The sequence below is a fragment of the Acinetobacter celticus genome, assembly GCF_001707755.1.
In the GTDB taxonomy this organism is placed as follows: Bacteria; Pseudomonadota; Gammaproteobacteria; order Pseudomonadales; family Moraxellaceae; genus Acinetobacter; species Acinetobacter celticus.
In genome coordinates, this window is record NZ_MBDL01000010.1 from 49,822 (window position 1) to 74,146 (window position 24,325).

26 protein-coding genes and 1 pseudogene are annotated in these 24,325 nt (G+C 37.9%); 9 read left to right on the forward strand and 18 right to left on the reverse strand.

What is annotated here, in order from left to right; translation table 11 throughout:
• Nucleotides 1-76 precede the first annotated feature (76 nt).
• Entirely contained in the window at nt 77-988 is a 912-nt protein-coding gene (locus BBP83_RS09235) for a LysR family transcriptional regulator (RefSeq protein WP_068887779.1), read from the forward strand.
• Between the two features lie 65 nt (nt 989-1,053).
• On the opposite strand, the gene madM is transcribed toward BBP83_RS09235, so the two are convergent.
• The 9 genes from madM to mdcA all read right to left on the reverse strand — a co-directional run bounded on the left by madM (nt 1,054) and on the right by mdcA (nt 8,401).
• A complete protein-coding gene (madM, locus tag BBP83_RS09240; protein ID WP_068887780.1) occupies nt 1,054-1,815 on the reverse strand; it encodes a malonate transporter subunit MadM in 762 nt (253 codons plus the stop codon).
• Between the two features lie 47 nt (nt 1,816-1,862).
• Nucleotides 1,863-2,264, reverse strand: a complete 402-nt coding sequence (gene madL, locus BBP83_RS09245) for a malonate transporter subunit MadL (RefSeq protein ID WP_068887783.1) — start codon at nt 2,262-2,264, stop codon at nt 1,863-1,865.
• A 63-nt stretch (nt 2,265-2,327) separates the two neighbouring features.
• A complete protein-coding gene (gene mdcH / locus BBP83_RS09250) occupies nt 2,328-3,251 on the reverse strand; it encodes a malonate decarboxylase subunit epsilon (RefSeq protein ID WP_068887785.1) in 924 nt (307 codons plus the stop codon).
• Between the two features lie 12 nt (nt 3,252-3,263).
• Entirely contained in the window at nt 3,264-3,872 is a 609-nt protein-coding gene (locus BBP83_RS09255; protein WP_068887787.1) for a malonate decarboxylase holo-ACP synthase, read from the reverse strand.
• Nucleotides 3,862-4,695, reverse strand: a complete 834-nt coding sequence (gene mdcE / locus BBP83_RS09260) for a biotin-independent malonate decarboxylase subunit gamma (RefSeq protein WP_068887789.1) — start codon at nt 4,693-4,695, stop codon at nt 3,862-3,864. The genes BBP83_RS09255 and mdcE overlap by 11 nt, the downstream gene beginning before the upstream one ends.
• Nucleotides 4,692-5,543 carry a biotin-independent malonate decarboxylase subunit beta gene (locus BBP83_RS09265; RefSeq protein ID WP_068887791.1) on the reverse strand — a complete coding sequence of 284 codons (852 nt, stop codon included), beginning with the start codon at nt 5,541-5,543 and terminating at the stop codon, nt 4,692-4,694. Before BBP83_RS09265 ends, mdcE begins: the two co-directional genes overlap by 4 nt.
• Nucleotides 5,536-5,835, reverse strand: a complete 300-nt coding sequence (locus BBP83_RS09270) for a malonate decarboxylase subunit delta (RefSeq protein ID WP_068887794.1) — start codon at nt 5,833-5,835, stop codon at nt 5,536-5,538. Before BBP83_RS09270 ends, BBP83_RS09265 begins: the two co-directional genes overlap by 8 nt.
• 2 nt (nt 5,836-5,837) lie before the next feature.
• Nucleotides 5,838-6,722: a triphosphoribosyl-dephospho-CoA synthase gene (locus BBP83_RS09275; RefSeq protein WP_068887796.1), complete on the reverse strand. Its 885-nt coding sequence runs from the start codon at nt 6,720-6,722 to the stop codon at nt 5,838-5,840.
• Nucleotides 6,722-8,401, reverse strand: a complete 1,680-nt coding sequence (gene mdcA / locus BBP83_RS09280) for a malonate decarboxylase subunit alpha (protein ID WP_068887799.1) — start codon at nt 8,399-8,401, stop codon at nt 6,722-6,724. The genes BBP83_RS09275 and mdcA overlap by 1 nt, the downstream gene beginning before the upstream one ends.
• A 474-nt stretch (nt 8,402-8,875) precedes the next feature.
• Here mdcA and BBP83_RS09285 point away from each other — a divergent pair, with 474 nt between their 5' ends.
• The 6 genes from BBP83_RS09285 (at nt 8,876) to BBP83_RS09310 (ending at nt 13,660) form a co-directional block, all read left to right on the forward strand.
• Nucleotides 8,876-9,472, forward strand: a complete 597-nt coding sequence (locus BBP83_RS09285) for a carbonic anhydrase (protein WP_068887801.1) — start codon at nt 8,876-8,878, stop codon at nt 9,470-9,472.
• A 147-nt stretch (nt 9,473-9,619) separates the two neighbouring features.
• Complete coding sequence (locus BBP83_RS09290) at nt 9,620-9,940, forward strand: hypothetical protein (RefSeq protein WP_068887803.1); 321 nt, start codon at nt 9,620-9,622, stop codon at nt 9,938-9,940.
• A gap of 68 nt (nt 9,941-10,008) precedes the next feature.
• Entirely contained in the window at nt 10,009-10,425 is a 417-nt protein-coding gene (locus tag BBP83_RS09295; RefSeq protein ID WP_068887805.1) for a DNA breaking-rejoining protein, read from the forward strand.
• A gap of 256 nt (nt 10,426-10,681) precedes the next feature.
• On the forward strand, nt 10,682-11,899 hold the full coding sequence (locus BBP83_RS09300) for an alpha/beta fold hydrolase (protein ID WP_068887807.1): 1,218 nt from the start codon (nt 10,682-10,684) through the stop codon (nt 11,897-11,899).
• A gap of 243 nt (nt 11,900-12,142) precedes the next feature.
• Complete coding sequence (locus BBP83_RS09305; protein ID WP_068887809.1) at nt 12,143-12,472, forward strand: putative quinol monooxygenase; 330 nt, start codon at nt 12,143-12,145, stop codon at nt 12,470-12,472.
• Between the two features lie 165 nt (nt 12,473-12,637).
• Complete coding sequence (locus BBP83_RS09310; protein WP_078055425.1) at nt 12,638-13,660, forward strand: urea transporter; 1,023 nt, start codon at nt 12,638-12,640, stop codon at nt 13,658-13,660.
• A gap of 83 nt (nt 13,661-13,743) precedes the next feature.
• Here the strand turns inward: BBP83_RS09310 and BBP83_RS15285 are convergent, their stop codons facing one another.
• From BBP83_RS15285 to BBP83_RS09350, 9 genes and pseudogenes are all read right to left on the reverse strand, one after another.
• Complete coding sequence (locus tag BBP83_RS15285; protein WP_171258081.1) at nt 13,744-13,881, reverse strand: hypothetical protein; 138 nt, start codon at nt 13,879-13,881, stop codon at nt 13,744-13,746.
• Nucleotides 13,882-13,925: 44 nt separating this feature from the next.
• The gene (locus BBP83_RS09315) at nt 13,926-14,198 is read right to left on the reverse strand and encodes a hypothetical protein (RefSeq protein ID WP_068887811.1); all 273 of its coding nucleotides are present in this window, start codon (nt 14,196-14,198) and stop codon (nt 13,926-13,928) included.
• An 813-nt stretch (nt 14,199-15,011) separates the two neighbouring features.
• Nucleotides 15,012-15,503, reverse strand: a complete 492-nt coding sequence (locus BBP83_RS09325) for a flavin reductase (protein WP_068887815.1) — start codon at nt 15,501-15,503, stop codon at nt 15,012-15,014.
• Between the two features lie 214 nt (nt 15,504-15,717).
• Entirely contained in the window at nt 15,718-16,746 is a 1,029-nt protein-coding gene (locus BBP83_RS09330) for a methionine synthase (protein WP_068887817.1), read from the reverse strand.
• A 32-nt stretch (nt 16,747-16,778) separates the two neighbouring features.
• A complete protein-coding gene (locus tag BBP83_RS09335) occupies nt 16,779-17,771 on the reverse strand; it encodes a DUF1852 domain-containing protein (RefSeq protein WP_068888567.1) in 993 nt (330 codons plus the stop codon).
• 706 nt (nt 17,772-18,477) lie between these two features.
• Nucleotides 18,478-20,682, reverse strand: coding sequence for a TonB-dependent receptor (locus BBP83_RS09340; protein WP_068887819.1), 2,205 nt, complete (start codon nt 20,680-20,682; stop codon nt 18,478-18,480).
• 192 nt (nt 20,683-20,874) lie between these two features.
• Nucleotides 20,875-21,144 (reverse strand): annotated as a pseudogene (locus BBP83_RS09345) (addiction module antidote protein).
• Nucleotides 21,075-21,272, reverse strand: a complete 198-nt coding sequence (locus BBP83_RS15290; RefSeq protein ID WP_171258080.1) for a hypothetical protein — start codon at nt 21,270-21,272, stop codon at nt 21,075-21,077. Before BBP83_RS15290 ends, BBP83_RS09345 begins: the two are co-directional and overlap by 70 nt.
• Complete coding sequence (locus BBP83_RS09350) at nt 21,269-21,796, reverse strand: hypothetical protein (protein WP_213030442.1); 528 nt, start codon at nt 21,794-21,796, stop codon at nt 21,269-21,271. Before BBP83_RS09350 ends, BBP83_RS15290 begins: the two co-directional genes overlap by 4 nt.
• A gap of 189 nt (nt 21,797-21,985) precedes the next feature.
• Here BBP83_RS09350 and BBP83_RS09355 point away from each other — a divergent pair, with 189 nt between their 5' ends.
• Both BBP83_RS09355 and BBP83_RS09360 read left to right on the forward strand, forming a co-directional pair.
• Nucleotides 21,986-23,836: an ABC transporter ATP-binding protein gene (locus tag BBP83_RS09355; protein ID WP_068887821.1), complete on the forward strand. Its 1,851-nt coding sequence runs from the start codon at nt 21,986-21,988 to the stop codon at nt 23,834-23,836.
• Nucleotides 23,837-23,840: 4 nt separating this feature from the next.
• A complete protein-coding gene (locus BBP83_RS09360; RefSeq protein ID WP_068887823.1) occupies nt 23,841-24,290 on the forward strand; it encodes a MaoC family dehydratase in 450 nt (149 codons plus the stop codon).
• Nucleotides 24,291-24,325 lie beyond the last annotated feature (35 nt).

Below are 24,325 nucleotides of genomic sequence, written 5' to 3' on the forward strand. Positions count from 1 at the left end.
TACAATTCTATTCATTGAGTACTTCAATAGACTATATTCATACATCCATCCCATCAGCATTTAAGGATAAACCTCGGTGGAAATAGATGAAGAACTCACGCTCAAAAAAATTCAAATTTTTTTAGCTTTTATGCGCTGTGGTAATTTGTCAAAAACAGCAGTTGAAATGCAAATTAGTAATGTCAGTGTTCATAAAGCATTACATTCTCTTGAAAATTCATTACGTTGCCCTTTATTTAAAAATGAAGGACGCAATTTAATCCCGTTAAAAAGTGCCTATGTACTTGAAGAAAATTCCAAGAAAATTGTTCAAGATATTGTCACGACCGTTAATAAAACACGTGAAGCAGCAGGATTTGCTTCAAAAATTTTTCATTTAGGGTCTTTGTATTCCCTAACAGTAAATACTATTCCAAGTATCATTAGTGGTTTAAAACTTAGACGAGGCGATTTAGATATACAACTGTTGTTAAATTCAAACCTAGATTTAGTCAAAAAGCTAAAGGCAACTGAGTTAGACGCTATTATTGTCGCACTCAATGAAACCACTCAAGATCAAGAATTTGAATGTTTGCCTATGTTTCAAGATGATATCTTTTTAGCTGTACATAAAAATTCTAAATATGCAGCACTTAAAGAAATTGATTTAAGTCAGCTTAAAGATGAAACTTTTTTGATACTGGCAAAAGGGTTTGCTACGCGTAATGACAGTGATTTTGTCTTTGAAAAAGCAGGAATTGAACCTAAGGTTTTTTTACAAGTTTCTGATATTTTTACTTTAATTAGTATGGTCAGCTCTGGCGTTGGACTTGCATTATTGCCTGGTCGAATTTCAACAATTTATGAAAATTCTGTCAAATTAATTCGGCTTAAGCGCCAATATCAAATTAAACAGGAAATTGGTTTGGTTTTTCTAAAAAGGAAGGAAAGAGACCCAAATTTATTGGCATTAATTGCTGAGTGTCGTATGTTTTCAAGAAATGTCTAAAAATAAAAAATTGGGCAATTTATGTGTTATCAATAAATTGCCCATACTGGATAAAATAAATTCATTTAGCCAAAAATAGCATTTATCGTAAGGAAGAATACAGAAGGCCCCAATAGGCAACCTAAACCAGTATAAAACGTTGCAACCAACGCACCATAAGGAACAAGACGAACATCAGTTCCAGCTAAACCAGCTGCCGTTCCACTTGTTGTTCCAGCCAAACCACCAAAGACCATGGCAGATTTAGGGCTTTTTAAGTACATAAATTTAGCCAGTAGTGGGGTTCCTACCATAAAGAACACCGACTTAATTAATCCAATCGCAATTGATAAGGCAATGACATCGGAACTCGCGCCAATCGCTGTGCCTGTAATTGGGCCAACAATATAAGTCATTGCACCTGCACCAATGGTCGTCATTGAAACTGGGTCTTTATATCCCATTAACCATGCCACCATTGCACCAATCACAAAAGGAACAACACAACCCAGTGCTAATGCAACTAGACCTACTTTTCCTGCCTTTTTAACTTCTTTCACATCGACTTCAAATGCAGTAGAAGCAATAGCAAGGTCACGAATCATTGCGCCACCAAGTAAAGCAAATCCAGAAAAAATGACAATATCTGAAACGCCTTTGGTTCCTTGTGTATATACACCCGCAAAATACGCTACGACTAAACCTAAGGTAATTGCAATTGCAGAACTTTGTAATTTACCTCGAGTCAAATACTTTGACAGTAGATGAGAAACAAACATCATCAATCCTGTGACTGCAAGTGCAGTCACTAGCGCATTTTTACTTAATACCGCAATTAAAGCATCCATTTATTTAATTCCTTTTAATTATTGAACTCATCGTTTTATAACGAAAATTAAGCGGTCTTTTCCTGAGATTCAACTGGCCACTCATAAGTTTCATAGTCACAATTCATTTTATTTAAATAACGAATGACCAAAACAGTACCAATTAACGAAGCCACTGAAACGATTAAACCCAACATGCCACCTGATAATGCAGCAACGACATTTTGACCCGCAGACATGGCAACTACAATTGGAATGTACATTCCTGACCAATACAACACACCGAACTGAGTTCCTTTAGGTAAATATCCTTTTTTTGCTAAAATCTCTTTTGATAAAATCAGCAAAATCATCGAGATGGCAACACCACCCACATTTGCTTTGACGCCTAGCAACATGCCTAAGGTATTACCAAAATAATCTCCTAACAGGTGGCAAATGGCTAAGAGTGCTGTTCCATATATAATCATTGTTAATTCCTCACATCCTTGGATAACGACTTTTTTAAATTTATTTAGCGACTTATACCGTGATTAAGCACTTTCTTTATGCATTGCACAGATAAGACTATCTAAACGTGTTCCTTGAAAAGAAAGTATATTCCCTTCCTTAAAATTTTTTCTAGCAAGCCCAGTTAAAACCGAACCAGGTAAAACTTCGATATGTAACCTAACGCCACGCTCCCACGATGCTTGAACGGTACTTTCCCAATCAATGGTTCGGCACATATTAAAGATCAGATCCTCTTTAATTTGCTCTGCTTTATGAATTAACCGTGCAGATGTACCACTTAAATATTTAAACTTTGCTGGATTCAAATCTATGTGTGCCATAGCCTGAACCAGTTGTTGTGCTTGTGCATCCAACAATTCGCAATGTGATGGCACACTTACATTTAATTTTTTAGCAATTGCTCCCTGACTTTTAGCAATTTCTATCACCTGTTGCATCGCCAGTTCTGAACCAGAAATAACAATCTGATTGGCTGCATTTAAATTAGCGACATAAACATCACCCATTTGTTGATAAACCTCTGCAACCCATTGGCTCACCTGTGATTTATCGGCATTGATGATGGCAGTCATGCCATAACCAGAAGGATAAGCGTCTTGCATGAGCTTGCCACGCAATGACACCAGCTTAAGACCTTGTTCAAAACTATAAACACCTGCGACCGCTGCTGCTGTCCATGCACCAATTGATAGCCCTGCGACATAGTCAGGTTGTACCTGTTCATTAAGTAGAATGGCTGAACTGATATAACCTGCTAAATACAAGCACAGTTGTACCGCTTCTGTTGAACGCAGTTCATCGGGTTGATCCAAGGTCAGTACATCACGCTGCAAAGCCACTGAAGCGCGTTCTAAATAGTGTTGAACCAATCGATGTTCAGGCAAGTCATGCAACATATTGACTTTTTGTGCCCCCTGACCTGGATATACCCAAATTGAACTCATGCCATCATCCCTTTACAGCCAAGGATTATTTACTAAAACGGCACCATCATTTCGTTTTAGTAATACTTTCCCTGTAGAGCTTGCCCATTCTTTAAGTGCGACACCACCCTTTGGGGTTTGTAGTTGCACATCCAGTTTTAATTCAGTTTGTTCCAGCTGATGAAGCAATTGTTTGGCTTCATCTTTGGTCAAAAATTCCTCTTTCCGAATCAAAAGATCAATATCACTGTTTTCAGTTACAGTCTGAATACCTGTTGCCAACTCAAACCCGACGCTACCTGTATATCCCCATGTCCAGTGTTTTTGATTCAATATGTTTTGAATCATCTGCAACTGGTTCATTAAATGTGGAAAACAGTCTAAGTCCACATTACTCAATGCCTCTGGTTTTAACTGCTTAGTAATTGCAGAAACTGGCATTTGTGTCGCATACCGTTGATGTCTTGCTGTACCACGAATTCCAACTGCAATGACTGTAGGATCTGTTGTCGCACGGCGCACAACAACTGGTTGTCCTTGTGTAATAACCTCTGTAACCCATGTGGGCAAATCCGTTTCTAACAGATCAAGCGTCATACCCCATAACAAGTCATGTGCTTGAAGTGGTGTTTCAGTCTGCATACCATTGCTCACGCAATAATTCACGTACTTTTTTCGAAGCTTGTCGGTTTTCACCATGTAAGCGATGTTCAAGTCCTGTTGAAGCCGTGGCTTGAATGTCATTTAATGCGTGTAAAAATGCATTTTGAACAGATGCAATATCTTCAATTGTCGGTTGTTCAGGGTTCGCGACGGTTAAAAGGTCGGATAGCAAGCCTAATGTGGCATAGCTTTCAATGTCATAGGCCATAGGTGGAATATTTGCTGCAAGTTTTTCTAGCTCATCCACAGTACGCAGTGTCACACGGGCCGCCGACTCTTTCCCCATGGCATGCACCATAACACCTGTATCTTTAAGTGCAATGATACGATTTGCTTGGTAGCCATGTGCTAAAAATGCGCCTGACATTGACTTGCCAACCAATAAACTAATCACAGGGTGCCCTGCCAAACGTGCTCGCGCATAACTATCGACTGCACCTGCAAGCGCCTGATGAATACCAAAAAGTTCTTCACGGCGGCCATAAGCCTGACTTGGAACATCGACAATACATAAAATGGCACGTTTATGATCACGGCCTAGATCGGCTTGAATGGCATCATCCACAATTTTGGCTAAAGTCCAACCTTCCAACAATCCAACTTCACCACTTTGAGCACGTGGATAAAGATTGTGTTGGTATGGGACGACTGCTATAACACGCACCTTTTTTTCTGAAATTTGTCCATCTGCAACGCAAACAGACTCTACAGCATCTTTAATCTGGGCAAAATCAGCAGTGAGTGCCTTAAACCAATTCTGCCCACGTGTTGATGTTTTAACTGCATGTATATCCATATTCATGCTTGTTCTCCTTGATATAAAGTTCGAACTTGAAGTGGTGTAGCCTGAACCGTAGTATCAACGCCCTGTAAGTGATTCAAATAAAAATCATAATTTGAGCTACGATGTAACTCTGGTTGCCCTTGAATTAAATACTGTAAAACTTGTTGCTGAATCTGCTGACGATCATCTTCAACATAGGCATCAACCAAGCCACTTGCGGCACGTTGCTGTCCACCAGTAATACTCCAAATAAATGGTCGATCCTTCGAGTCATATTCTTGTACACCTGCTTCTTGCTCAATAACTTGTGGGCCATTTAGTCCTAAACGTCCTTCTTGGGTCATAATTAAATAACTGCATAATGCAGCTGCAATTGACATGCCACCAAAACAACCAACACTTCCCGCAATAACGCCGATAACAGGTTGATATTGTCTAAGCGCTACTATTGCGGCTTGTATTTCTGCAATGGCAGCCAACCCTAAATTTGCTTCTTGTAACCGAACGCCACCTGTTTCAAGTAATAAAATAGCGGCAGTCGGAATTCCTTTAAGGTTATCTTCGACAGCAAGTTCTAATGCACCCGCAATTTTTGCACCGCCAACTTCGCCTAGGCTTCCACCCTGAAAATTACCTTCAATCGAAATAATAACGACTGGTTTTTGCTGCAGTGTGCCTTTTGCAACCACGACACCATCATCCGCTTGTGGCACAATATTCTGCTTGGGTAGCCACGGCGACATCATTCGTGCAAAAGGATCTAATAACTCACGAAAGCTATTTTCATCTAATAATGCTTTGGCACGTTCTCGAGCACTCAGTTCAATAAAGCTTTTCTTAGCCAGTAAATTTTGTAAATCAGCCACGGCTCACCTCCTCAAATGCTTGTTCTAAACGTAGGCGAACAACACCGGGTGTTGCACCAAAATCATGAATATCAATATGTACAGCTAACGGTTTTTGTTCAGCAAACATCCGCGCAAATAAATTTCCCCAACGCTTTGAACTACCATCAACTGAGGTGACAACTTGAATTGAAATTTTTCCTGTTGAATTGGGTTGCATTAAAACTTCTAAATCACCAGAACCGACACAACCAACCAATGCTTTTTTAGTGGGTGTACTACCCGCAGAAAATTCAAAATTAAGTGTTTCCATGACTACACATCCAATTTATTTTTAAAATAAAGTTGCTCAACACGATCAATAAATAATGTGGCTGCAAGTACATCGGCCACTCCACCGGGTGAGGCTCTTAAACGTAAAAGGTCTTGTTCTAAGAAATCAAATTCACGTTGTCCAGCGACAGTTGAATAACCGCCCAGTGCAAGCACCTTTTGAGCACCTTGCTGCATTCGCGCTAATCCTGCTTCTCCTGCACGGTATAAAACGCAGGTATCATCAAGCGTGGTCATCATGGCAAGCAAAGCATCTATTCGTGCGGTTGTTTCATTGCCCTGTGTTTGACGACTTTTATACAGTTCAGGTAAGCCAAAACTCACAATTGCAGGAAAACCTTGCTGTGCTTGTGCCTTAGCACCACTTATACCTAAGGTTTTTTGAACTTGTTGACCATGACTGAGTGCCTGCTGGGGAATAAAACGATCTTCCAGTTGTGCAATTTTCCCTGCCAATTGACACAGTTCAATGGCTTGTACTGGTTTGGCATCTAAACTCCTCAATGCACTTGCTGTAACCATCAGTCCTAATGCCCAAATTGCGCCACGATGAGTATTCACCCCATGGGTTGTCTGTAACATGGTGGCTTCACCTAAACGACCAATTTCACCAATCGCTTCACGTAAGGCTTGTGAACAAGTTCTATGTTGAACAGCAGCCTGTGCCATTGCCACAAACATCGGATGTAAACTGTGGGCTGAACGCTCCATTAACTCCAGTGTTAAATCATCGTGTGCACCGCTTCCACGTTGATCGACCAACGCAGGTTTTGGGGTTAAATTGACTTCTGCAACCAAAGCATCGACTGCAAAATCTGCAAGTAAAATACAATGTTGGCTAATATAGGATTGAACACGTGCATTCATTACCAACTCCTAAATTTTGCTGGAGGTTGATATAGCCCATCAGACCATGTCACAAGATCCGCAATATTTTTTGCAGCTAATAATTCACGTGTGGCATCGGTACGACGAATACCTAGATCTTCAGGAAACACGACCAAGCCTTCACGTCTTAAACGTTCTGTTGTTTTAGGATTATGGTTTAAGCCAATTTCAGTTACTCCTGCAACCGCAGCAATCATCTCCTGACGTTCTTCTAAACTTCTGGCTTTATACAGATATGCAATGCCTTCTTCGGTTAAAAGGTGTGTCACATCATCGCCATAAATCATAATTGGAGCGAGAGGCATTCCTGCTTTTTTAGCAACTTCGACTGCATCTAAGGTATGTACAAAAGTCGGTTTGCCACCTTCTTGGAAGGTTTCCACCATTTGTACAACCAGTTTTTTACCACGAGCAAGATAAGTATCCGTTTCTGTTGCACCTGAAGGACGCATATCTAACCATGCAGGCGTCGCATGACGTCGTCCACGCGGATCATGTCCCATATTGGGTGCACCACCAAAGCCAGCTAAACGGCCTTTGGTTACTGTTGAAGAATGCCCACTGCCATCGACTTGTAAGGTTGCGCCAATAAATAAATCAACTGCATATTGTCCAGCCAGCTGACACATCATTCGATTTGAACGTAGAGAACCATCCCGCCCTGTAAAAAATACATCTGGTCGCGCCGCAACGTATTTTTCCATGCCCAGTTCTGTACCAAAACAATGCACGCTTTCCACCCAGCCACTTTCAATTGCAGGAATTAAGGTAGGATGAGGGTTGAGCGTCCAATTACGACAGATCTTGCCTTTTAAACCTAAAGACTCACCGTAAGTTGGTAAAATCAGTTCAATTGCCGCAGTATTAAAACCAATGCCATGATTCAACGACTGTACATTATGACGTTCATAAATCCCTCGAATCGCCATCATGGCCATTAAGATATGTACAGGCTTGATATGTTTAGGATCGCGGGTAAATAAAGGTTCAATATAAAAAGGCTTATCCGCCACAACCACAAAGTCGACCCAAGAAGCAGGAATATCGACCCGAGGTAAATCTTTGACGTCATCCACCAACTCATTAACCTGCACAATCACAATGCCATCACTAAAAGCTGCAGGTTCAATCAGTGCAGGAGTATCTTCTGTACTTGCTCCTGTATAAATATTACCTTCGCGATCTGCCATAAAACCTGCGGAAAGCACAACATTTGGAATTAAATCGACCAATAAGCGCGAATAGAGTTCAATATAGGTATGAATTGCACCAATTTCGAGTAGCCCATCTTCAACCAGCTGGCTAATGCGTAAACTTTGTGTACCGGCAAATGAAAAATCAAGCTTACGAGCAATGCCTTTTTCAAATAAATCCAGATGTTCTGGGCGCCCTACGCTTGGCATGATCATATGTAGGTCGTGTAAAATATCAGAGTTCGTTTGTGCCAATGAACGGGAAAGGAAATCGGCTTGTTTTTGGTTATTTCCTTCTAAAACAACGCGATCACCCGCCTTAATTAAGATTTCTAACACCTGAACAATATCTTGCGTTGGAATGACTACACCATTGGCATACTGATTGACCATGTCTATTTTTAGTTGTTTGGCATGTCGCCGTGTATTCCATTTACGTTCTATGTTCTGAACCGAACCATCCATGTCATTTATCCTAATTCTGTATTTTGATCTAAGCCTATAAGAGCCTTTTCTGAGTCTTTGATCAATCAACCTTAAACCACATTCATTAACATGAGGTTAATGTTTAAATTAAATACAAGGTTTTAATTGGTATGTTTTTAGAATGATGCTGGTTATTTAATTTAGGACAGTTTTAATGAGATATGTTGGTTTGAAAAATTATCGTATGACCAATCTTGTTTTTATCTAATGAAGATACTCAATATCAATCATTTTAAAATTGACTAAACGTAACTATCCCTCCATTTTAAAAATATTTTCTTCTTCCCAAGCACGAACAATAGTATTTGGGAGAAATGAATCACACAAAACACTTAACTTATTATTCAAAATTCGTTACAAAATGCAATGTTAGCTCATCAGAAAGAAATGTAATAATTCAACACCATTCCATACTTTCATTTATTGAACTGTCATACAAAAAGGATAAAAAAAATGATAACTTGGCAAGAATCATTAGCCGTTTTAAAAAATGGAAATAAACGATTCATTCAAAATAAAATGCATGACATTTTACAACACGATTTAAAATTGCTCTCTGAAACTCAAAACCCACATACAGTGATTCTATGTTGTTCGGACTCAAGAGTATCCCCAGACATAATTTTTGATCAAAGTCTTGGAAATTTATTTGTTATTCAAAATGCAGGTAATGTCAGTGATACCTCAGTTTTTGGAAGTATTCAATATGCAATTCAACACTTAAAAACACCACTCATTATCGTGCTCGGCCATACATGTTGTGGTGCAGTAACTGCTTCTCATCAAAATAAAAAAATTAAAGGGCCTTTACAAGATCTTATGACATTCATTGATGACAATATTATTTTGGATGGCACCATTGAAGATTCTATTAAAAATCACACTCTAGTCACGGCGAAAAAGCTTAATGAGGCACTAAATCTACATCAGTCTAAAATTGAGCAAGATACACAGGTCATTCCTGCTATTTATGATATTTCTAATGGTCACATAGTATGGCTTAATTTAGGTGGAGAAAACAATGTTACGCCAGATTTAAATTGCACATAAAAACCGTATAACCAAATGATATTTATAATAATAAAAATAATTAGGTAAAAATTTACATACACTACTTAAAGTAATGTAAAAGATACTTTTCATCATAAATTACTGCTGTATGATTAAGTTTGAACTTCAAAAATACGGTACAGCACAATGAAAAAAATAGGTTTTATTGTATTAAGCCTGATTTGCTTATCTTCCTCTACTTTCGCTAGCTCAGCCAGTTCATGGAAAAAGCATAATCAGAGCATTAAATCGGCATGTCTCAAAGTAAGTCAGCTAAAAAATACTAAGGTTGTGAGTGATATTATGACATTTGATGATCGCGTCGGATATTCTGCCGTTATTTTAGAAGGTCACTACCCTCAAGCACACATGAAAAACCAACGAGGAAGAGAGTTATGTTTGTGGCAACGATCTACCCAAAAAGCCTCTGTTACAGAAGCAGATACGCTATTACAATCAAAGAAATAGATACATCATCAAACAAAGTAAGATATAAAAAATGATAGTATAACCCCATTATTACTAGGGATAATAAAATGAAAAATGTTTTTAAAACTGCCATTTTAGTTACGTTCGTTGCCTTAAGTTCTACTTCTGTATTTGCAAAAATTATAGAAAATCCTATCGTTTTTAAAAAAGGAAGCTATGGTACAAACTTAAAAGGAACGTTCAAAGGCGATGATGAGGCACGATACACTCTGCATGCCAAAGCTGGCCAACAATTAAAATTTAAGATAAAAAGTACCAAAAATTTAGCCTATCTCAACATTTATGCACCTGAAGACAAACCGGGTAGCGCTGAGGCGATTTTAAAGGGTGCTATTGTGGGTTCAACTGGCGAAATTACTTTGCCTGAAACAGGTCAATATACGCTTCAGCTTTACCAAATGCGTAATACAGCACGGCGCGGAGAAATTGTAAATTATAATATTGAGCTTAAAATCATCAATTAACATTGCCTAAACCTAACTGGGTCTAAATGGAATTTTCGATATTTTTCATTAAGCCAAGAAATTTGTTCGTTAAGATTCACTATTTGTGAGTCTTTTTATTTCCAATAATCGGTATTTTTTTAATGCCTATTCAAATTTTTTTGGCTTTACAAATAACGAAGTAATTTTTATATGATAAGGTTTATCCAATATCAAAAACGATTTCCGTATTCGTAATTTCATTTTATAAAATGTCCTTTTAAAGGAGTTCGGTTTCATGCTTAAACTGAGAAAAAATCTTCAAAAATTTGCATTAAGTTGTTTTATTCTAAGTTGTGGCTCAGCCACCATTGCACAAACGATTAATTCTGCCCCCCCAAATGCGATTTCCAACATTAAAATAGCCGCTACAAAACCGGGCACTCTCTTATCCATTCAAGCACAAGAACCATCCTTATTACTAAGCCATGCAGCGCAACGATATTTAATCACTTATCGTAGTCGAGGCGTCAACAACGAGCCTATTGTAACTTCTGGATATATCGTGCTTCCTAAAGGTCAAAGTCCTAAAGGTGGTTGGCCGATTATCGCTTGGGCGCACGGAACCACGGGTGTTGCTGACACATGTGCTCCTTCTGGAGATTACCAAAACGGGCCAGTTAACTCTTACCAAAATGTGGCTGAAAAAGCCTTAAATGCGTGGCTTGCTAAAGGGTATGCAGTCGTTGCAACTGATTATCAAGGACTGGGCACACCCGGTGGACATCCTTATATGAATGCTGTGAGTCAACTTCATACAGTAGTCGATAGTGTTCGCGCCTTACATTCATTTAAACCTAAAAGTTTTAGTAAAACTTGGTATGTGATGGGTCATAGTCAAGGCGGTGCAGCTGCATTGACTGTCGCTGCTTATGGACAAAAAGATGCGCCAGAATACAATTTAGCAGGAGCCATAGCACTTGCTCCGGGTGGTTATAAATATGAAGGCATTGCCGAATATGTAGAAGAAAATCCAAAACCTGCTGTCAATGTTGTCGCGTTCTTTCCTATTGTGTTGTTAGGTGCCGAAGCGGCCGATCCTACATTGTCTCCAGATCATTTGGTCAGTAAAGAAATGCAGGTTATTTTAAATAGTGGCCGAAGTCGGTGCTTATCCGAATTACAAACAGATTTAAAAAAACCACCTGAGTCTATCTTCAAGCCGAATGCAAATTTAGCACCATTAATTGCTTATCTTAAAAAGCAATCTATTGAATACATGACACCCACTGTCCCACTTATGATTGTTCAAGGTACTCAAGATCAACTGGTTGATTATCATGGAACATATGCATATTACCAACAGCAATGTAAAGCAGGAAAATCCATCAACTATCACCCACTTCCAAATGGCGACCATCGTGACTCTTTACGCCAAAGTGAGTTTTTAATTGGAGATTTTATCAATGCCGTTGAACAAAAACGTAAAATAAGCACATGTGGACAAACACAATAATTATATTGTGTACAAGTCGTTGAGCTGTGTAGGCGAAGGTTAGAATGCACAGCTCATAATAAATGATGATCTCGTCGGCAAAAACGTAAAATAATGATATGGTCAAATAAAGGGAAAGGTTTTAGATGAGCAGTTTTTAAATGAATACTGTCATATCATCAAAATACCCCTATTCAAATTACTAATTCAGTTATACAACTTCCCAAAAAAAACCATCTAAACTAAATTGTGGACAAATCATTTATGCTAAAAGTCATTGCTCAAGATTTTATTCACCTTGAACATATTGAGCGTGTTATGCCTTTATATAAAGAACTCGTTGAGAAAACAAAAACTGAACCAAGATGTATTTCCTATGAGCTTTTTATTGATCAAAAGGACTCTGGGCATTTTATATTTATAGAAGAATGGCCTGACCGAGCAGCCTTAGATGCACATTGTGAAACTGAACATTTTAAAAGGTTAGTTCCTCTGATTAATCAGTACCAAAGAGCCTCTGGAACGTATTTACTTATGGATGCATTTTGTAATTCGAATTATAAAATTTTAGATTCAGAGGTGGAACAACGATAAGGGTTTACCTGACCACCACTTATGGAAATTTGATTCATTTAATAATGTGCTGAATTTCGTTTATAAAACAAGCTCAAACTTGGTACGGGTAACGTAAAAGCTCTGGTTAAGTTGTAGACTACACTTCATTGAGATTCAACAATGAAAATTTGACGGTATGTATAAATGAAATTTACTAATTTTCAAATCGCTTTTAAAAACTTTTCGCGTACTGGGCTTGTCTACAATAACCAGTCCCCGCTCTCATCCTTTTATATTTTTATCGACTCAGTGCTACGTGGCATTGGACAAGTCATGTTACAAAACAATAGCTATACTGGCTTATTGTTTTTGATGGGTGTTTTTTACAACTCCTTACTTCTTGGTTGTGCGGCTTTACTGGGGTCAGTCGTCAGTACACTAAGCGCAAAGTTACTGGGTGTTGAACGCTCTAGTCTTGAAGCAGGTTTATTTGGTTTTAATGGCGTACTTGTTGCTATTGCACTACTCCATTTTCTTGAACCATCATGGATCACTTGGGGTTATGTCGTTTTAGCATCTGCAAGTAGCACCGTGATTATGGCGGCCATGTTAAACATTGTAAAAACATGGAACATTCCAACACTGACTGCGCCCTTTGTCTTAACAACCTTATTATTTATATTAGCCTGTGCCCGTTTTGGGCAACTTCATTCCACTGGCACACTACCTAGTGCTGGACTACCTAGTACTGTCATAAATGTTGAAGGTATTGTTACGCTATCTACAATTTTGGAAGGGCTCTTAACAGGTATTTCACAAGTATTTTTTCAGGGTAGCGCAATTACTGGGCTTTTCTTTATTGCAGGCTTACTTATTAGTTCGCGAATTATATGTTTAGCTGCAATTATTGGATCATTGCTTGGTGCATTGGTCGCTTGGGGAATGGGAGCGGCAGAGCCAGCAATACGGGCCGGTGCTTTTGGGTTTAATAACGTACTCACAGCTATTGTGTTTGGTGGGGGGATTTTTATGCTGAATAAATCAACCATCATTTACGGAATATTAGCAGTGATTATAACTTCCTTTGTCTACGCTGCATTATCTGCGGCTTTAGAACCTTTGGGTATGCCTGCAATGACGTCTGCCTTTATTTTAGTTGTTTGGTTATTTATTTTGGCTGCTCCGTACTTTTCTAATCTTAAGTTAAAGCCATCTTCTGGCGATTAATATCGTAAGAAATAGACATTTCCCTCGATCTAAAAGAATGTTTGTTTAACCTAAAAAAGACCACGCTAAATAAAGTGGTCTTTTTACTTCACCCAATTCATAAAATAAAAAACCGTTCCAGTACGCTGATGACTAGAACGGTTTTCCTTATAATTCAACGCAACAATAACAGGTTCTTTAATTTCTACTACAGCGCGACCTAAAATGACATAAAACCCCAATAGGCGCATCCCACCAAAGATAACTTTATTTTAAAAATGAGTATTTATGAATCTATTTTTTTAAAAGCCCAATCTAAAAAATCCTTTTTATTAAAAAAGTTTGGTGCCGTAGTCGCAAATATAGTTTGAACCTTTCCATTAAAAACGCCCTTATAGCTAGAAGGTTTTACAGCATCAAATGCTATTGGGTCTGCCTCATGTAAGGCACTAAAGAACATCTTTAATTGTATAAAATGGCTTTTAGAGTCAATTTCTGGCATTTCTACAACAAAATTATAAATTTGTTCTAATATAAATTTTGGGCTTTTGTGTGACATTTCTTTCCTAATTATTATAAATTAATATTTAAATTATAATTTTCATTAAAAAAAATGCACTGACCTTTTCTTACAACATGTATAAATAGCTTGTTTTTCATACACAAATATGATCAATCGCGTCAAATTATCAAGAAGGGTTTTTTATTCTTGCTCAGATGCTTGGGGACAGCCATAACCAAGATCAATATAATTTTTTCCATTTCTATCATAAATACCGGCAACAAGAAGAATTTCTCTGATTACTTTTAATTTTTGTACTTTCTAAATTAAAAAATAATGTTATATTATTTGGATAATTAAACTTTAGTGTGGGGTATATCTCATGCAAAAAAGTATATGTTTAATACTTACCATTTTCTTAACTATTCTAATCTTAGCTTGTCTTAGCGCATGGATTTATTCAAAAGATATGTTCTTTTTAGGTGTTGGAGTATTATTAACTATAGCTTTAATTTTAGTTGGACTAGAGTTAAAGAAAATAAAAAAAGACCCTTTTTCCTAGTTGCAGTAACAAGTAAAATTCCCGTCGCATTCTAGGTGTTGATGGGTTTTTTATATACTGAAATAAGCCAGTCACTCATTCCATTTAGGAATCACGGCGCACTTGATTGTTTTATGCAATAGCCCATCGTCTTAAGTTACTATCAACTCGTGCAATATAGGTAAATAGCGACATACGCTCTTTTGAAATCAAATGTGCTGTCATCATCACTCACATAAAAGCCGTATTTTGCTCTTTAGGTCTGGTCACAATAAAAACGACATTCCATACATGACTTCATGCAACAGAGTCAAAAATAAGAAGTAAATTTAGGCAGTTTCCATCTCACCGACATGGTGATAAGCACGATTAAAATAAGCAAGACCCTGTTCATGCTCGCCTTGTTGAATCGCGACCACACGACAAATAAAAATAGTATGTGTTCCGACTTCTTGAATTTGCTCAATCTGACAATCAAAACCCACTAAGGCATCTTCTAAAATTGGTGCGCCAGTTTTTAATTTTGTCCAAGTTCCATGTTTAAACCGCTCATCTGAACCCATTTTGGATGAAAATACATTAGAAATTTGCTGATGATGCGCTCCTAAAACATTCACTGTTAAAATTTTATTTTCTATAAAATGTATATGTGATCTAGATGCTTTATTCATACAGACCAATAATGTCGGAGGAGTATCAGTGACACTACACACAGCAGATGCAGTAAACCCATGACGACCAGACGCCCCAACCGTAGTCACAACATTGACTGCACTTGTAAGCAAAGACATGGCATTTTTAAAGTCTGTTGATTGAATCATCACTTTACTCCTAAGTCCCTAAATGAGAACCTTACTTTTTTCTGTATTTTGATATCTCACATGATTTTGTCACGTGAGATATCTTCTAAATGGGTTTTGGGTAGAAACCGATGCTTCTTCTTCATGAAGTCATGGGTATGCGATTTAATCAGAAATTTCCGACTAAACCGACCACCCTTACACATCATTATTTTGATCAGTACTTTAGTAAATATTAAGCCGATAGCTCTTTTCGAACAATTTCCGCACCTGCACTTAAAGCATTCAACTTGCCTCTTGCCACTTCACGAGCTAAAGGTGCCATACCACAATTAGTTGAAGGATAAAGCTTGTCAGCATCTACAAACTGAAGTGCTTTACGTAAGGTATTCGCAACTTCTTCAGGTGTTTCAATACTATTGGTTGCGACATCAATCGCACCAACCATCACTTTTTTACCGCGAATGAGTTCAATCAGATCCATCGGCACACGAGAGTTTTGACATTCGAGTGAGATGATATCAATTTTAGATTGTTGTAGCTTCGGGAATGCTAGCTCATATTGACGCCATTCTGAACCTAAAGTTTTTTTCCAATCTGTATTGGCTTTAATACCATAACCATAACAAATGTGTACGGCAGTTTCACATTTAAGGCCTTCAAGTGCACGCTCTAAAGTCGCAACACCCCAATCATTCACTTCATCAAAGAACACATTAAATGCAGGTTCATCAAACTGAATAATATCTACACCCGCAGCTTCTAATTCTCTGGCTTCTTGATTTAGAATTTTGGCAAATTCCCAAGCCAGTTTTTCACGGCTTTTATAATGACCATCATACAGCGTATCAATCATGGTCATTGGGCCTGGTAAAGCCCATTTAATTGGTTGATCTGTCTGACTACGTAAAAACTTAGCATCTTCAACAAATACAGGTTTTTGACGACTTACTGCACCAACCACTGACGGCACACTCGCGTCATAACGATTACGAATTCGAACTGTCTCACGCTTTTCAAAATCAACGCCATCAAGGTGCTCAATGAATGTGGTGACAAAATGTTGACGGGTTTGCTCACCGTCGCTAACAATATCTATTCCTGCATGTAGCTGTTCTTGCAATGACAAACGTAAAGCATCTTGTTTCGCTTCAATCAATTGCTCACCTTCTAATTTCCAAGGTGACCAAAGTTTCTCTGGCTCTGCAAGCCAAGACGGTTTTGGTAAGCTACCAGCTGTTGATGTCGGGAGTAAAATTGTCATCTTTAAATCTTCTATTATCTATTTAAGGTAAATTATGCAGCTTGATGTTGAACGGTGTAGCTTGTAGCCCATTGCTCAAGAATATTTTGATACGGCTTGATAAAGTTTTCTTCAGTCCACTTGCCTTGTTTAACTGCTAACTGACCACGTTCAACACGGTCATATACAATTTGTGTTAATGAGTAATCTGGGTAATCTAGACTTGCTTGATAGACTTGCGCCGCTGATGAGTTTGCATTGTAAATTTCAGGGCGATAAATCTTTTGGAACGTTTCCATGGTACTAATTGCACTGATGAGCTCAAAATCGCTGTAATCACGCAGTAAATCACCCGCAAAATAGAATGCTAAAGGTGCAGCACTACCTTTCGGCATAAAAAAGCGAACCTGTAAACCCATTTTATGGAAATACTCATCGGTACGTGAGTATTCATCTTGTTTATACTCAACCCCTAAAACAGGATGCTCATTGGCAATGCGGTGATACTTCTTCGCCGTTGAAACACTCAAGCAAATGACAGGCTGTTGATTAAACTCTGCTTTAAAAGTCTCTGAGTTCACTAAGTATTGATACAGCTTGCCATGTAAATCACCAAAACCTTCAGGTGCGTACGAAGTCGAGTTTGCTTGATTATGTTCTTTAAGCACCACGCTGAAATCGTAGTCACGTACATAAGATGAGAAGCTATTACCAATCATGCCCTCAATACGTTGATTGGTGTGATGATCAGTAATCGTGCTTTTAAGCATCTCAATGATCGGGAAAGTTTTACCATTACCTTCAATATCCAAGTCCACAGAAATAATGTCTACTTCAACTGAATAACGGTCTGCTGTTGGATTATCCCAATGTGCTAAAGCGTTAAAACGGTTATTGATCATCCGTAGTGTATTACGTAAGTTTTGTTCACGACTTTCGCCACGAGCTAAATTGGCAAAATTAGTGGTGAGACGTGTGCTATCTGCCGGCTGATAGTTTTCATCAAAACGAATTTTTTTAATTGAACATGCGAACTGATTACTCATTGTGATCTCTTCCCCTAATTTCTGCGATAAAACCTGAATTTTTTTCATGTTCTTTCTAGACTTTCCAATTTTATGTTTAGATCCTTCTACCCAATTGTATTCCCAGTCTTTTCGGACTTGAACCTGATGGTTAAATTAAGAATCAACTTCAATATGGTCGATAGTTAAGAACATGGTGTAATTTATACCCCAATCAACACATGAATAAAAATGATTTAATCTCACAAGTAAGTGAACAAAATTCATGTTTAAGTATTCTGTCGTATTAAGAATGAATGATGTGGCTATCATATTTTACAAAAGCTGATTTTTTCACTAAATGAATAACCTTATGAACAGAGCTATTCATACTTGTGCAGATGCAAATTATTGGATAAGTCAGTCACTGAATTAGGTGGTATATCCCGTCCTAGAATATGGAAAAATTTATACAAATAACGACCTAATTCTTGGGTAACTTAAGCCATAGATATTTTAACAATAAAATGAGTAATTTTTATGCACAAATTCTTGGTCAAAAAGTATTGATAATTGAAGGAAATGACTCGATTGAATTTAGTCATATAAATTTCGAGAATACTACTTTTATTGGGAGTACTAGCAATGTTGGTGGCAATTCAAGCCATAGAAAAGCACCCTTCAAATTAGACTAAAAGTGTCCAACTTTCGGGGTGCGAATCACAAGCTGTAATTTTACTATTATTTATTAAAAATAATAATTCATTCTTAATAAATAATTTCGTGGAGTTCCAGGCATTGAATTCGAACGCCAGTATTCTTTATCCGTTAAATTATTTACAGCAATCGTCGCGCCCCACTTGTCATCCTTATAACCAACAGCAGCATCTAATCGTGTCCAGTCTGGCATTTTTGTCGTATTTTTATCCGATGTAAAATAAGAACCTACATAGGTTGCCCCTAACTCGCCATACCATTTTTCCACAGGTAAATAACGTACAAATAAGTTTCCTGTATTTTCAGATATGCCTGATAACTTTTTGCCTTTTAAACGTTCTTCTTCTTTTACAGTTGTACGACTATCACTTTTCCATGTGGCATCGGTATAACCATAACCACCTCGCACATAAAGATTATCTAATACTTGACCAATAAAACTAAACTCTACACCTTGAGATTGTTGCTGCTGACCAACTTCCCAATCATTTGGTCGTTCTATAGCATCTGGTTGATAGCGTATATTATTTTTAGTAATGTCATATACAGAAAGCTGCGTATTTAAGCGACCATCCAACCAATCACTCTTCACTCCAATTTCATATTGTTCATTAAATTGAGGCTCAGCATCATATAAGCTTGGATCTATGCTTGTACTCACCCCTAACAAGCCACGGCCACCATAAGGTGAGAAGCTTTTACTATAAGAGGTATAAAAACTTTGACTTTCAATAGGTTGCCAAACAAAACCAATATTTGGACTTAAACTGTCATCGCTATATGATCGTTTACTCTGATTACGAACATCATTGGTTGAAAAATCATAACTGTCGTAGCGAACACCTAACATTATTTTATATTTTTCATTCAATGAAATTAAATCTTGTAGAAAAAAGCTTAAGGAGTTTGCATCAGTTTGACTATGTGAAGTTTCTGCTGGGCGTGAACCATTGAGTGTAGCCCAACCAGAGGATAAAGAGCTGTCCGAAGTATTGAATGGATTGACATAGCGATAATATAGCCCTGCTTTGTCACCACTTGAATAATTTCCAAGAATTGGCTCTCTTTTTTCATTTGACCAATCACTACCGAACATAACTTTATGATCTAAAGCACCTGTTTTAAACAGTCCTGTAATATCAAAGGTATTCATCAACGTTTTATTTGTTGTTTGCTGCCATGCATAGCTTTGACGGATTTTTCCTTGCCAATCACATTTTTTGCCATCGTTTTGTAACCCCGTAGCTGAGCACCACGTACCACCAAAGAAGTTATCAAAATCCTGAAAAGATTCACGATGACTTAATGCCCAATGAAAATTCCAATTCGGTGCAAATTCATATTTCAGATCTGTTCTAACGGATTTGGTTTCATCGACAATATTATCATTGCTTCCAGCAAAACCTGTTTTAATAGAAACGCCTGAAGGCAAGTTCTCATAACTTGGCCCACGATCAGGTGTTCTGTTTAAATTGTCGTAAGTAAATTCAGTTGTCCAAAGCAGTTTTTCATCATCACTACGATAAGTTACACTTGGCGATAACATTTCTTGCTTAAAGCCAATCCCTGAACGAAAACTATTGGTATCCGATTTTTCTCCGACTAGACGAATAGCCCAGTTATAATCAAGTGCTTTATTAATATCAATGGTTCCCCCCACGTTGTCATAAGATCCAACGTAAGCGCCTACCGAACTGTTTGAATCAAAATTAGCAACTTTAGTCACCATATTGATCACACCGCCACCAGCACTTCTTCCATAAAGTACAGATGCTGGACCTTTTAAAATTTCGATCCGCTCAACATTTGCTGTACTGCGTCGATATTGACCACTTTCACGGATGCCATCTCGATAAATATCGTTAGTATCAGCATTGAAACCACGGATAGAAATTCCATCATTTCTAGTATCATAACTTGTTGAAACACCAGGTGTTCCTTGTAACATCACACTCAGATCGTTTGCGCCATATAATTTATATTTAGAAACATCAAGCGTATCAACAGTTTGAGGAATATCTTTCTTATCTAAACCATTTCGAGTGACATTCGCTTGTTTATAGTCAACATAAGTTTTTATAGGGTCTCCCTCTGCCATTGCTTCAATAACAATAGTTGGGAGAGTTGCTGATGCTTTAATATTTACATTCTCTGTATCAGCCAATGTTACAGAAGAGATAAAAAGAAACCCTGAAGAAATCATCATCAAAGCTAAAGTATTTTTTGCGTAAGGCATAGGTCAGAAACGATAAAGAGAATTATTATCAATTATATTAACATTCACTACAAATTCACAATAGACTTCTGCTAATTTTTTATCAGATATATAGGTTTTAGTTTTGAAATTTATCTAAAATTAACACAATACACCTTATACGAAATCACAATGGGAGCCTTAAGCTCCCACTCTGATTAATTTTTTTAAATTTTAAGAATGTTGCACTGTAAGTTTTAAACCTAAAGCATTTACTATACGATTGATCTTATCAAAATGAGGTACAGAGTCATGACGAAGCGCTTTATAAAGGGCTTCACGTCCAATACCTGCCTCTTTCGCAATTGGGGGCATTCCTCTTGCATGCGCTAATTCAGCAGGATTATTTTCTTTAAGAACTATATTGAGATACATCACAATATCTTCTTAAGTTTTGAGTGACTCAGCCATATCAAAACTTGGTAAATCAGCGACTTTAACCATTTTAATTCTCCAATGTTTGCAGGGTTACCAAACGGTGTTAATTTCTTATCTGGAATTTCATAAATAGAGCGTGCCGACATTAGCTGATTGTCTTTACGATCGACAACAGGTTCAGCAAGTCGCATCACTTACGTAGCTGCGCTGTTGTGCGGTCAAGGGCATTTAAATCTACAGGTGTTTCCCACATGACCGATGCATGTGTTAGCACACTACGTATCTGTAGTAATTCGTGAAGAATAGTACTGGGCACCACAGGGCCAACCTTTACTTTCGGGCAATACGTTTTCCTTAAAGCAACATGATCAGATAAATCCATACTGTTCAATTTCATGATAGACTTTTTAGCAATCGGAAACTTCTTGATTAGCTTTAAAGCATTTACTTTTGTTTTGCTGTAGACCCCTTCTGTTTCATTCAGATATAAATCTATAGCATCAGAAAGCTTTATGCTTTTTTCGTGTTGATTACCGTTCAAGATGTCTGGGTTGTTCTCAATTTCGACTTCACGTTTTTTGATCCATTTTTCGGCAACTCGCTTTGTAGTGAAGGTTTTACTTTCTCTAAATGCTGGGTAATCTTTGCGTTGAATACGAATCACGGCTCTGTATCTCAAAGCCCCGTCTGATAGTGTTCTGGTAAAAATTGAACCCATAAATTTGCCCCTTTCTTGATTTTTCCATTATGGGGCAAATTAGGGGGCAAATATAATCGGGTTCGCACAGCTAAAGTGGTGTTTACACAGGTTCAAACGTATACTAAGCTATCAATCAAGATATTGTTTTTGATAGAAAATTTGTAAATAACTGAAATTTAATAATATTGATATTCAAAGGTGGAACTTATGTTGAAGTGGTTTGAAAAACTCGTTGATCCTTATCCAACGAAAGGCTTAAACGAACCACTTCCAACCGAGTTTTTTCCTTTTGTTTGGCAAGCTGCACATGGTGTAAAACGTTATTTATTGCTTTTGATTATTTGTACTGCGGGCGCAGCCAGTTTCGAAGCGCTACTCTATGCCAAAATTGGTGATTTGGTCACATGGCTAAGCAAAAGTCAGCCTGAAAATTTTCTAGAAAACCACGGTCAAAATCTCATTATTTTGACCGCAATCCTATTAACAAATATTTTCTTTGCCAGCTTACAAACCATTGTTAAACACCAAATGCTATATAGCAGTTTTCCAATGCGACTGCGGTGGCGTTTTCATAATTTACTGTTGCTTCAAAGTCTCGATTTTTTCCATAATGATTTTGCAGGGCGTTTATCCGCAAAAGTCATGCAAACCGCACTGGCCGTACGCGAATTTTGGATTATTTTAGGAGACATGCTGGCTTATGTGCTAATTTATTTCATCACAATAAGTTTTGTCTTTGCAGCGATTTCTCCCTTACTCCTCATTCCATTAATGCTTTGGTTGGTTTTATTTATTTGCTCAGCGGCTTATTTTATCCCGCGTCTAAGTAAAATTTCAAATGCACAAGCAGATGCTCGCGCCGTCATGACTGGTCGAGTCACCGATGCCTACACCAATATTCAGACTGTCAAACTATTTGCTCACGCAGGTCGTGAAAGCCAATATGCTAAAAGTTCCATGCAACACTTTATGGTAACGGTCTTTAAGCAAATGCGTTTGGGTGCACGCTACTCTATTAGTATCAGTCTATTAAATATTGTGTTGTACGTAGGCGTGATTGGAACTGCTGTTTATTTATGGATGCAAGGACAAGCAGAACTAGGTGTGATTGCAGCCGCTACCGCAATGATTCTAAAACTCAGTAGCATTGCAGAATTCATTATGTGGCAAACATCAGCATTATTTGAAAATATCGGAACCATTCAAGACGGTATGAAAACCCTTGGACGCCCCATTAATATTCAAGACAAACCCAATGCGCAAGAACTCCAAGTACCACACGGCGAAATCACTTTTGAAAATGTAAGTTTTTCCTACAATTCAAAAAATGTGATTGATCAACTTAATTTAACCATTAAACCCGGTGAAAAAATTGGTATTGTAGGACGTTCAGGCGCAGGGAAATCAACGCTCATTCAGCTTTTATTACACTTCTACCCCCTCAATCAGGGACGTATTTTGATTGATGGTCAAAATATAGAAGATGTTACTCAAGACAGTTTAAGAAAAAACATTGCTTTGGTGACACAAGACACATCATTGTTACATCGTACAGTTGAAGAAAATATTAAATATGGTCGACCCAATGCCAGCAATGAAGAAATGTATCAAGCTGTGCGTAAGGCAAAGGCTGAAGAGTTTATTCCGCAACTGGTCGATTTACGCGGTAAAACTGGTTATGACGCTTTTGTTGGCGAACGTGGTGTCAAGCTTTCTGGCGGTCAGCGCCAACGAGTAGCTATCGCACGGGTATTTTTAAAAGATGCACCAATCTTAATTTTAGATGAAGCCACCAGTGCCTTAGACTCCGAAGTAGAAGCCGCCATTCAATCGAGTTTGAATGATTTAATGCAAGGAAAAACCGTCATTGCGATTGCCCATCGCTTATCGACCATTGCGCAAATGGATCGTTTAATTGTGCTAGATCAAGGATGTATTGTAGAGCAAGGTACACATGATGACTTGGTCGCTTTAGATGGTATTTATGCACATTTATGGCAACGTCAAACGGGCGGGTTTTTAATGGAACAACAACACGACGATGCTACGGGGAAATAGAAGCATGCTTTATTTAGAAGATATCAAAATCGGTGATCGTTTTATTAGCCGTGAATATGAAATGAAGCTAGAAGAAATTAAACAGTTTGCACAGGCTTATGACCCGCAAGACTTCCATTTAAATGAAGAAAAAGCAAAAGATCATTCGATCTTTCAAGGGCTGGCAGCAAGTGGATGGCATACAGCTGCAGTCACCATGCGCCTATGGACGGAATGCTTTCCTATTGCGAATGGCTTAATTGGTGCTGAGTCGAATATTCGTTGGCCTCGTCCGACGCGCCCTGACGATAAGCTTCATGTGGAAGTAGAAATTGTAGCAATTACGCCATCAAAAAGTAAAAATGATCGTGCCATAGTTAGCTATGTGACTCAAACATTGAATCAACATGCTGATGTTCTGTTTATATCTACAACAAAGATCATTGTATTTAAAAAAGAAATTTCCTCTGTATAAAATACAGGAGTACGATGATTAAATGGTGTGATTAG

Excerpts from the sequence above, each read along its gene's own strand:
- BBP83_RS09305 (WP_068887809.1), top strand. The coding sequence starts at position 12,143 with ATGCTAAAAGTCATTGCTCAAGATTTTATTCACCTTGAACATATTGAG.
- mdcH (WP_068887785.1), bottom strand. The coding sequence starts at position 3,251 with ATGAGTTCAATTTGGGTATATCCAGGTCAGGGGGCACAAAAAGTCAAT.
- BBP83_RS09325 (WP_068887815.1), bottom strand. The coding sequence starts at position 15,503 with ATGATTCAATCAACAGACTTTAAAAATGCCATGTCTTTGCTTACAAGT.
- BBP83_RS09350 (WP_213030442.1), bottom strand. The coding sequence starts at position 21,796 with ATGGGTTCAATTTTTACCAGAACACTATCAGACGGGGCTTTGAGATAC.
- BBP83_RS09275 (WP_068887796.1), bottom strand. The coding sequence starts at position 6,722 with ATGAATGCACGTGTTCAATCCTATATTAGCCAACATTGTATTTTACTT.
- madL (WP_068887783.1), bottom strand. The coding sequence starts at position 2,264 with ATGATTATATATGGAACAGCACTCTTAGCCATTTGCCACCTGTTAGGA.
- BBP83_RS09340 (WP_068887819.1), bottom strand. The coding sequence starts at position 20,682 with ATGCCTTACGCAAAAAATACTTTAGCTTTGATGATGATTTCTTCAGGG.
- BBP83_RS09290 (WP_068887803.1), top strand. The coding sequence starts at position 9,620 with ATGAAAAAAATAGGTTTTATTGTATTAAGCCTGATTTGCTTATCTTCC.
- mdcA (WP_068887799.1), bottom strand. The coding sequence starts at position 8,401 with ATGGATGGTTCGGTTCAGAACATAGAACGTAAATGGAATACACGGCGA.
- BBP83_RS09355 (WP_068887821.1), top strand. The coding sequence starts at position 21,986 with ATGTTGAAGTGGTTTGAAAAACTCGTTGATCCTTATCCAACGAAAGGC.
- BBP83_RS09310 (WP_078055425.1), top strand. The coding sequence starts at position 12,638 with ATGAAATTTACTAATTTTCAAATCGCTTTTAAAAACTTTTCGCGTACT.
- BBP83_RS09335 (WP_068888567.1), bottom strand. The coding sequence starts at position 17,771 with ATGAGTAATCAGTTCGCATGTTCAATTAAAAAAATTCGTTTTGATGAA.
- BBP83_RS09360 (WP_068887823.1), top strand. The coding sequence starts at position 23,841 with ATGCTTTATTTAGAAGATATCAAAATCGGTGATCGTTTTATTAGCCGT.
- BBP83_RS09330 (WP_068887817.1), bottom strand. The coding sequence starts at position 16,746 with ATGACAATTTTACTCCCGACATCAACAGCTGGTAGCTTACCAAAACCG.
- BBP83_RS09285 (WP_068887801.1), top strand. The coding sequence starts at position 8,876 with ATGATAACTTGGCAAGAATCATTAGCCGTTTTAAAAAATGGAAATAAA.
- madM (WP_068887780.1), bottom strand. The coding sequence starts at position 1,815 with ATGGATGCTTTAATTGCGGTATTAAGTAAAAATGCGCTAGTGACTGCA.
- BBP83_RS09300 (WP_068887807.1), top strand. The coding sequence starts at position 10,682 with ATGCTTAAACTGAGAAAAAATCTTCAAAAATTTGCATTAAGTTGTTTT.
- BBP83_RS09255 (WP_068887787.1), bottom strand. The coding sequence starts at position 3,872 with ATGCAGACTGAAACACCACTTCAAGCACATGACTTGTTATGGGGTATG.
- BBP83_RS09315 (WP_068887811.1), bottom strand. The coding sequence starts at position 14,198 with ATGTCACACAAAAGCCCAAAATTTATATTAGAACAAATTTATAATTTT.
- mdcE (WP_068887789.1), bottom strand. The coding sequence starts at position 4,695 with ATGAATATGGATATACATGCAGTTAAAACATCAACACGTGGGCAGAAT.
- BBP83_RS09270 (WP_068887794.1), bottom strand. The coding sequence starts at position 5,835 with ATGGAAACACTTAATTTTGAATTTTCTGCGGGTAGTACACCCACTAAA.
- BBP83_RS09295 (WP_068887805.1), top strand. The coding sequence starts at position 10,009 with ATGAAAAATGTTTTTAAAACTGCCATTTTAGTTACGTTCGTTGCCTTA.